This is a genomic window from Bradyrhizobium sp. P2_E8, from assembly GCF_056403875.1.
On the sequence record NZ_JBFUES010000265.1, the window covers coordinates 1 to 8,010 of the forward strand.

Below are 8,010 nucleotides of genomic sequence, written 5' to 3' on the forward strand. Positions count from 1 at the left end.
GTCTTCGACTGATTGCAGCATGCGATTTCCGGACGGCTTCGCGACGCGTCAGGCGCCGACGCGTCTTCGACTGATTGCAGCATGCGATTTCCGGACGGCTTCGCGACGCGTCAGGCGCCGACGCCGTCGATCAGTTCCTCGTCGGCGATCGCCGCGAAGGCTCGCACCATCTCCCGCTGCGCGGCGGCGTCCAGCGGCACGATCGGCAATCTTGTGGCCGGCGACATCAGGCCCAGCACGCCCAAGCCGTTCTTGAGCGCTGCCGGGCTGTCCTTGGAGAGGCAGGCGATGAGCGGAATGAGGCGCTTGTGCAGGTAGCGCGCCGATTGCAGGCGGCCCTGCCTGACCTGCGAAAAGATCGTGCGGCAGAGATCCGGCGCGATGTTGGCGACCTCGGAGATCGCGCCGTCGCCGCCGCTCGCGATGTAGCCGAAGGCGGTGACGTCGTCGCCGGAGAGCAGGCGAAAGCCGGCCGGCAGCAGCCGGCTCAGGCGCATCGGACGGGTGATGTCGCAGCTGGCATCGCGCAGGCCGACGAACTGGCGGGACTCGACGAGACGCAGAAGCGAATCGTCGGCGAGCGGGCGCAGCGTGCGGGAGGGAATATCGTGCAGGATCACGGGCAAGCCGGTCGCACCGGCGATGGCCCGGAAATGCGCGAGCATCCCCTCCTGCATCGGCTTGTTGTAGGCCGGCACCACCGCCATCACGGCTTCGGCGCCGGCTGCCTCCGCGCGTCGCGCAAGCTCGATGGCATGGCCGGTCGCATTCGACATCGCGCCTGCGATGACCCGCACGCGGCCGCGGACAACGTCGACGGCGGTACGAATGACGAGCTCCTGCTCGGCCGGGGAGAGCGTCGGCGCCTCGCCCGCCGTCTCGCAGACTACGATCGCAGGGACGCCCGCCGCGACCTGGCGCTCGCAGAGCGCGGCGAACGCCTTGAGGTCGATTGCGTCCGCCGCGTCGAACGGCGTCGGCAGGTCCGGAATGAAGCCGGTGAACCAGGCAGAGGGAGGAATGAACATGGTGCTTCGCCTGATGGCGCCGGCTCAGGCGGCGCGTTGCGAGATGTTGGCGCTGGGGCTCTTGCCCATGTCGAGCTCGATCTCGCGCGGCAGCTCGACGATGGTCTCCGGGTGCTGTCCGTTCTCGAACAGCGCATACTTGACGGCCTGGGCACGGCTGACGAACAGGCCGCCATAGAGGCCGTTCTGCTCCTGCGCCACCCATTGTCCCCGACGGTTGCGGCCGATGAGGACGATGGTTGAGGCGGAGCTGCACGAGGGAGGTTCGACGAATTTCACGGATGTATTCCTTCTGAACGACGCCGGCGCGGGATGTTTGTCCCTGCCTGCGCGCTCAATATCCTGTCTCGCGAATATGATTTCGAGGGCGGGTGCGCGGCGATCTCATAGGAAGGTCATAAAGCCGACCGCTCAGGTCACATCGTTGGCAATGTGGACCAGCGCGAACAGCGCGCCGAAGGCGACAGCTTCGTCCCAATGATTGAGCGCGGCGCCGAACAGCGGTTCGCGCCTGACGAGGCCGGCGAGCGCGCACAGGATAATCGACATCCAGAGCAGAACGACAAGGCTTCGGCCGAAGCCGACGCTGCCGAATGCGGCAAAGGCGGCGAGCAACACGACGCGGACGGCGAAGCGTGCAATCACGCGCGCCGGGCTCAGCATGTGCGGCATGTCAGGAGCTTGTGACAAGGTGTGAACCCGTCAGGCTGCTCTAGCCGAAATTGTCGCAGCCGATCGGCTCGTAAAGCGGATCCGGCGCAGGGCGAACGGAGGGAACGCTCGGCCGCGACACGTCCACGGCCAATGCCCGGACCTCGACGAACGCGGACAGCAAGGCCAGCGCGAGGTCGGCGTGGCGTGCCTCGACCGCAGTGTCCAGCCAGTCCGGCAGCTCACGCTCGCGCGAGAGCGCGCAGTGCCACTCGCCCTCGTCATAGGCGATGCGGCGGACCTGCCATAGCGGCAGCTCGAGCTCGATCAGCGCCAGCGCCGCGTCTGCCCAGGCTTCGACGTCGATCAGGCGCATGATGCGCGTGGTGCGTTCGCTGTCGCCGAGTGAGGGGATGCGCCGGCAGGCGTGATCGATGACGTCGTGCATCAGCGGCGGTGTCATCGCCGGTGCCGCGCGAAGCCGCTGGCTGAGGGAAGGTGGGTCGAGGCGTCGGAGAGCGGCGGTCATGTCAGGCCTCCCGGAGTTGGCGTCGGTCAGTCGGCCGGCGTCTCCAAGATGGCCAAAGCGGCATTTGAAAACGAGATGAGGAGGGGGCGGGAGATATAGGGATTTCATAAGTGTGCGGGGGCGGGGACGCAATGCGTGACGCACCCTCCGCGGTCGTCCCGAAGTTTTCTGCGCCTTTATGAGATTCCTATAACTTCGCCATAGCCCTCATCTCGAAAACCTATGCCCGCGCTGGCACTTCAGCACGGTCAAAAGTTCCGGCTGGTGCCGCGGAAATCCGTTGTGTTTCCTCACCCGCCCGCCGGAGGTCTGAGAAGCGGTTGCGCCGGATACAAGGGCGCAACGAGGAGAATTCCCATGATGGACATTCTGATGCTGGCGCTGGGCTTCGGCTTCTTCGCGCTTGCGATCGGCTACACCTACGCCTGCGAACGGCTGTGACGGAGCACATCATGATCTTCGATTATGCGCTCGCCGGTGCCGTCTCGTTCGGCCTGCTGATGTATCTCACCTACGCGCTGCTGCGGCCCGAGCGGTTCTGACCCGTGCTGCTGCTTGTCGAATTGCTGCTGGCCGACGCTGCGCTCGTCGCGGGCCTGCTCGCGCTGCTCCTGCCGCTCTTGCGCCGGACACAAAGCCTGAAGGGTTAATGCCATGACTGTGATCGGTTGGCTCCAGATCATTCTTTTCTGCGCGATCATCGTCGCGCTGACCAAGCCGCTTGGCTGGTACATGACGCGCGTGTTCAACGGCGAACGGACGTTTCTGTCGCCGGTGCTGCGTCCCATCGAGGCCGGCATCTACTGGTTCTCCGGCGTCGACGAGAAACGCGAGCAGCACTGGCTGACCTATACGGTCGCCATGCTGCTGTTCCATGTCGGCGGCTTCCTGATCATCTACGGGGTGATGCGGCTCCAGGCCGTGCTGCCGTTCAATCCGGCCGGGCAGTCGGCGGTTGCGCAGGATCTCTCCTTCAATACCGCGATCTCCTTCATCACCAACACCAACTGGCAGAACTACGGCGGCGAGAGCACGCTGTCCTATCTCGTGCAGATGCTCGGCCTGACGCACCAGAACTTCCTGTCGGCGGCCACCGGCATCGCGCTGGCGATGGCCCTGATCCGCGGCTTCTCGCGCGCCTCGGTGCGCACGGTCGGCAATTTCTGGGTCGACGTGACGCGCTGTACGCTCTACGTGCTGCTGCCGATCTGCGTCGTCTACACGCTGTTCCTGGTCTGGCAGGGCATGCCGCAGACGCTCGGCGACTACGTCGAGGCCACGACGCTCGAGGGCGCCAAGCAGACCATCGCGGTCGGCCCGGTCGCCTCGCAGGTCGCCATCAAGATGCTCGGCACCAATGGCGGCGGCTTCTTCAATGCCAACGCCGCCCATCCCTTCGAGAACCCGACCGCGCTGTCGAACTTCGTGCAGATGCTGTCGATCTTCGCGCTCGGTGCCGCGCTCACCAATGTGTTCGGCCGGATGGTCGGCAACCAGCGCCAGGGCTGGGCGATCCTCGCCGTGATGGGCGTGCTGTTCGTGGCGGGCGTCGCCATCACCTATTGGGCGGAAGCGGGCGGCACCTCGACGCTCCAGGCGCTGGGCCTGACCGGCGGCAACATGGAAGGCAAGGAAGTCCGCTTCGGCATCGTCGCGTCCTCACTGTTTGCCGTGATCACGACGGCCGCCTCATGCGGCGCGGTCAATGCCATGCATGACAGCTTTACCGCGCTCGGCGGCATGATTCCGCTGATCAACATGCAGCTCGGCGAGATCATCGTCGGCGGCGTCGGCGCAGGCCTCTACGGCATGCTGCTGTTCGTCGTGCTCGCGATCTTCGTGGCCGGCCTGATGGTCGGCCGCACGCCCGAATATGTCGGCAAGAAGATCGAGGCGCGCGAGGTCAAGATGGCGATGCTCGCGATCCTGGTGCTGCCGCTGATGTATCTCGGCTGGACCGCGGTCGGCGTGATCTATCCGGCGGCGGTCGCCTCCATGGCGAATGCCGGCCCGCACGGCTTCACCGAGGTGCTCTATGCCTTCACGTCGGCGACCGGCAACAACGGCTCGGCCTTCGCGGGCCTGACCGGCAACACCCTCTTCTACAACCTCACGCTGGCAAGCGCGATGTTCGTCGGCCGCTTCTTCATGATCGTTCCGGCGATGGCGATCGCGGGCTCGCTCGCCGCCAAGAMATCGATCCCGCCGTCGGCGGGCACCTTCCCGACCACGGGCGGGCTGTTCGTCGGCCTCGTCGTCGGCGTCATCCTGATCATTGGCGGCTTGACGTTCTTCCCGGCCCTCGCACTCGGCCCCATCGTCGAGCACCTCGCGATGAACGCCGGACAAGTCTTCTGATCGACAATCTTCCGATTGGTTTGGAGTGACCTCCATGGATACGATGAAACTGCAAAAACGTGCCGCCGTGTCGGCGATGCTCGATCCCAAGATCGTAGTGCCGGCGATCCGCGCCTCCTTCACCAAGCTCGACCCGCGGCTGATGGTGAAGAACCCCGTGATGTTCGTGGTCGAGATCGTGGCCGCGCTCACCACCGTGATCTTCCTGCGCGACCTCGTCACCGGTGGCGCGAATCTCGGCTTCACCTTCCAGATCATCCTCTGGCTCTGGTTCACCGTGCTGTTTGCGAACTTCGCCGAAGCCGTCGCCGAAGGCCGCGGCAAGGCGCAGGCCGAGTCGCTGCGCAAGACCCGCACCGAGAGCCAGGCCAAACTGCTCACCGGCGCGGGCCAGGCCTTCAAGCTGGTGCCGGGTACCAGCCTGAAGGTCGGCGATATCGTGCTGGTCGAAGCGGGGGACACCATTCCCTCCGATGGCGAGGTGATCGAGGGCGTTGCCTCCGTCAACGAGGCCGCCATCACCGGCGAATCCGCGCCCGTCATTCGCGAGTCCGGCGGCGACCGCTCGGCGGTCACCGGCGGCACGCAGGTGCTGTCAGACTGGATCCGTGTTCGCATCACCGCCGCGCAGGGCTCGACCTTCATCGATCGCATGATCAAGCTGGTCGAGGGCGCCGAGCGGCAGAAGACGCCGAACGAGATCGCGCTCAATATCCTGCTCGCCGGCCTCACCATCATCTTCGTGTTTGCCACCGTTACCATCCCGAGCTATGCGGCCTATGCCGGCGGCTCGATCTCGGTGATCGTACTGGTCGCGCTGTTCGTGACGCTGATCCCGACCACGATCGGTGCACTGCTGTCGGCGATCGGCATTGCCGGCATGGACCGCCTGGTGCGCTTCAACGTGCTGGCGATGTCCGGTCGCGCCGTCGAGGCGGCCGGCGACGTCGACACGCTGCTGCTCGACAAGACCGGAACGATCACGCTCGGCAATCGCCAGGCCACCGCGTTCCGTCCCGTGCGCGGCGTGACCGAGCAGGAGCTGGCCGACGCAGCCCAGCTCGCCTCGCTCGCCGACGAGACCCCGGAAGGCCGTTCCATCGTCGTGCTGGCGAAGGAGAAGTATGGCATTCGCGGCCGCGACATGGCCGAGCTGGGGGCCACTTTCATTCCGTTCACGGCGCAGACCCGCATGAGCGGCGTCGATGCCGGCGGCTCATCGGTGCGCAAGGGCGCGGTCGATGCCATGCTCAGCTATGTCGGCGGCGGCGCGCCGCTGGCGGTTGCTTCCGGCAACACCGCCCGGGCCATCCAGCCGGCGGCGCTCTCGGAAGTCGGCCGCGAGATCCAGATCATCGCCGACGAGATCTCGAAAGCCGGCGGCACGCCGCTGGCCGTCGCGAAGGACGGCAAGCTGCTCGGCGTCATCCAGCTCAAGGATATCGTCAAGGGCGGCATCCGCGAGCGCTTTGCCGAGCTGCGCCGCATGGGCATCCGCACCATCATGATCACCGGCGACAATCCGATGACGGCGGCGGCGATCGCGGCGGAGGCCGGCGTCGACGATTTCCTGGCGCAGGCAACGCCCGAGGACAAGCTCAAGCTGATCCGCGACGAACAAGCCAAGGGCAAGCTGGTTGCGATGTGCGGCGACGGCACCAATGACGCGCCGGCGCTCGCGCAGGCCGATGTCGGCGTCGCCATGAACACCGGCACCCAGGCCGCCCGCGAGGCCGGCAACATGGTCGACCTCGACTCCAACCCGACCAAGCTGATCGAGGTGGTCGAGATCGGAAAGCAGCTCCTGATGACGCGCGGCGCGCTGACGACCTTCTCGATCGCCAACGACGTCGCAAAATACTTTGCGATCATCCCGGCGATGTTCCTGGCGTTCTACCCGCAGCTCAACGTGCTCAACGTCATGAACCTGTCGAGCCCACAGAGCGCCATCCTGTCGGCGATCATCTTCAACGCGCTTGTCATCATCGCGCTGATCCCGCTCGCGCTGAAGGGCGTCGCCTACCGCGCGGTCGGGGCCGGTGCGTTGCTCCGCCGCAACCTGCTGATCTATGGGCTTGGCGGCATCGTCATTCCCTTCATCGGCATCAAGGCGATCGACCTCGTCGTCGTCGCTTTACACCTGGCTTGAAATGTCAACGCGAGTGACGAGGCGGTCGGGACTGCCAGTCCCTCATCCTGAGGAGCGCCGAACGCGCGTCTCGAAGGATGAAGGCCCGGCTGATGGCCTCGCCCTTCGAGACGCCGCGCAAGCGCGGCTCCTCAGGGTGAGGGTCTGGCGTCTGGATTGCTTCGCTTCGCTCGCAATGACGAAAGAAATAGGAGAAACACATGCTCAGAGAAATCCGCCCCGCCATCGTGCTTCTGCTGGTGCTCACCGCCATTACGGGCCTGGCCTATCCGCTCGCGATGACCGCCATTGCCGGTGCGATCTTCCCCGCGCAGGCGCAAGGCAGCCTGATCGAGAAGGATGGCAAGGTGGTCGGCTCCGCCCTGATCGGGCAGGAGTTCAAGGACGACAAGTACTTCCACGGCCGCCCCTCGGCGACGCTGGCGCCGGACCCGAATGATTCGACCAAGACCGTTTCGGCGCCCTACAACGCCGCCAACTCGGGCGGCTCCAATCTCGGCCCGACCAGCAAGGCGCTGGCCGACCGGCTCAAGGAAGACGTGGACAAGCTTAAGGGCGAGAATCCGAACGCCGCGGTGCCGGTCGACCTCGTCACCACCTCGGCCAGCGGCCTTGACCCCGACATTTCCCCGGAAGCGGCGCAGTTCCAGGTGCCCCGCGTGGCCAAGGCGCGGAAAATATCGGAGGACCAGCTCAGGCAGCTTGTTGCCTCCAACACCCAGGGCCGTCTGCTCGGCCTCCTCGGCGAACCCCGGGTTAACGTTCTTGCCCTGAACCTCGCTCTGGATCGTGCGTCCGCGAAGTAGCGCTCTAGGCCGGGAATATCAGGATGATTATATTGGCCTGATGGTTCAGCAGCGCCGCGATCCCGAACAACGTCCGTCCCCCGAGGCGCTGCTCGAAGCCGCGCGCCGGGAGGAGAGCGCGAGCGGCAAGCTGAAGATTTTCGTCGGCGCCGCGCCCGGCGTCGGCAAGACCTACGAGATGCTGCAAAGCGCCCATGCCAAGCGCAAGGCCGGCATCGACGTCGTGGTCGRCTTCGTCGAGACACATGGCCGCGCCGAGACCGAGGCACTGGTGCGGGGGCTCGAAGTGGTCCCGCGCAAGAGGCTCGACTACCGCGGCCAGACGATCGAGGAGATGGATCTCGATGCCGTGATCGCGCGCCGGCCGCAAATCGCGCTGGTCGACGAACTCGCCCACACCAACGCCGCCGGCAGCCGCCATCCCAAGCGCTATCTCGATGTCGAAGAGCTGCTCTCCCACGGCATCGACGTCTATACTGCGGTCAACAT

At 65.7% G+C, this 8,010-nt stretch carries 10 protein-coding genes; 6 read left to right on the forward strand and 4 right to left on the reverse strand.

Features of this window, described 5'->3' with window-relative positions:
* Window positions 1-110: 110 nt before the first annotated feature.
* The 4 genes from dapA to AC1D00_RS16685 form a co-directional block, all read right to left on the reverse strand.
* Window positions 111-1,028, reverse strand: a complete 918-nt coding sequence (gene dapA / locus AC1D00_RS16670) for a 4-hydroxy-tetrahydrodipicolinate synthase (protein ID WP_477011431.1) — start codon at window positions 1,026-1,028, stop codon at window positions 111-113.
* 24 nt (window positions 1,029-1,052) lie between these two features.
* Window positions 1,053-1,307: a hypothetical protein gene (locus tag AC1D00_RS16675; protein WP_477011432.1), complete on the reverse strand. Its 255-nt coding sequence runs from the start codon at window positions 1,305-1,307 to the stop codon at window positions 1,053-1,055.
* 132 nt (window positions 1,308-1,439) lie between these two features.
* Window positions 1,440-1,700, reverse strand: a complete 261-nt coding sequence (locus AC1D00_RS16680) for a hypothetical protein (protein ID WP_477011433.1) — start codon at window positions 1,698-1,700, stop codon at window positions 1,440-1,442.
* 40 nt (window positions 1,701-1,740) lie between these two features.
* Window positions 1,741-2,208: a hypothetical protein gene (locus AC1D00_RS16685; RefSeq protein ID WP_477011434.1), complete on the reverse strand. Its 468-nt coding sequence runs from the start codon at window positions 2,206-2,208 to the stop codon at window positions 1,741-1,743.
* Between the two features lie 222 nt (window positions 2,209-2,430).
* On the opposite strand from AC1D00_RS16685, the gene AC1D00_RS16690 reads away from it, so the two are divergent.
* The 6 genes from AC1D00_RS16690 to AC1D00_RS16715 form a co-directional block, all read left to right on the forward strand.
* Window positions 2,431-2,649, forward strand: coding sequence for a hypothetical protein (locus AC1D00_RS16690; RefSeq protein ID WP_404553492.1), 219 nt, complete (start codon window positions 2,431-2,433; stop codon window positions 2,647-2,649).
* Window positions 2,650-2,660: 11 nt separating this feature from the next.
* Window positions 2,661-2,750 (forward strand): K(+)-transporting ATPase subunit F, encoded by a 90-nt coding sequence (locus tag AC1D00_RS16695; RefSeq protein WP_091879689.1) that lies wholly within the window; start codon window positions 2,661-2,663, stop codon window positions 2,748-2,750.
* A gap of 112 nt (window positions 2,751-2,862) precedes the next feature.
* Entirely contained in the window at window positions 2,863-4,566 is a 1,704-nt protein-coding gene (gene kdpA / locus AC1D00_RS16700) for a potassium-transporting ATPase subunit KdpA (RefSeq protein WP_477011435.1), read from the forward strand.
* A gap of 34 nt (window positions 4,567-4,600) precedes the next feature.
* Window positions 4,601-6,715, forward strand: a complete 2,115-nt coding sequence (gene kdpB / locus AC1D00_RS16705) for a potassium-transporting ATPase subunit KdpB (protein ID WP_477011436.1) — start codon at window positions 4,601-4,603, stop codon at window positions 6,713-6,715.
* 200 nt (window positions 6,716-6,915) lie between these two features.
* Window positions 6,916-7,521, forward strand: a complete 606-nt coding sequence (locus tag AC1D00_RS16710; RefSeq protein ID WP_404553495.1) for a K(+)-transporting ATPase subunit C — start codon at window positions 6,916-6,918, stop codon at window positions 7,519-7,521.
* Window positions 7,522-7,561: 40 nt separating this feature from the next.
* Window positions 7,562-8,010 (forward strand): histidine kinase (locus AC1D00_RS16715; RefSeq protein WP_477011437.1); only part of this gene is annotated, 449 nt, incomplete at its 3' end.

Bases quoted from the DNA above. Each gene is read 5' to 3' on its own strand.
- AC1D00_RS16685 (WP_477011434.1), bottom strand. From the start codon at position 2,208: ATGACCGCCGCTCTCCGACGCCTCGACCCACCTTCCCTCAGCCAGCGG.
- AC1D00_RS16695 (WP_091879689.1), top strand. From the start codon at position 2,661: ATGATCTTCGATTATGCGCTCGCCGGTGCCGTCTCGTTCGGCCTGCTG.
- AC1D00_RS16710 (WP_404553495.1), top strand. From the start codon at position 6,916: ATGCTCAGAGAAATCCGCCCCGCCATCGTGCTTCTGCTGGTGCTCACC.
- AC1D00_RS16690 (WP_404553492.1), top strand. From the start codon at position 2,431: ATGCCCGCGCTGGCACTTCAGCACGGTCAAAAGTTCCGGCTGGTGCCG.
- dapA (WP_477011431.1), bottom strand. From the start codon at position 1,028: ATGTTCATTCCTCCCTCTGCCTGGTTCACCGGCTTCATTCCGGACCTG.
- kdpB (WP_477011436.1), top strand. From the start codon at position 4,601: ATGGATACGATGAAACTGCAAAAACGTGCCGCCGTGTCGGCGATGCTC.
- AC1D00_RS16680 (WP_477011433.1), bottom strand. From the start codon at position 1,700: ATGCCGCACATGCTGAGCCCGGCGCGCGTGATTGCACGCTTCGCCGTC.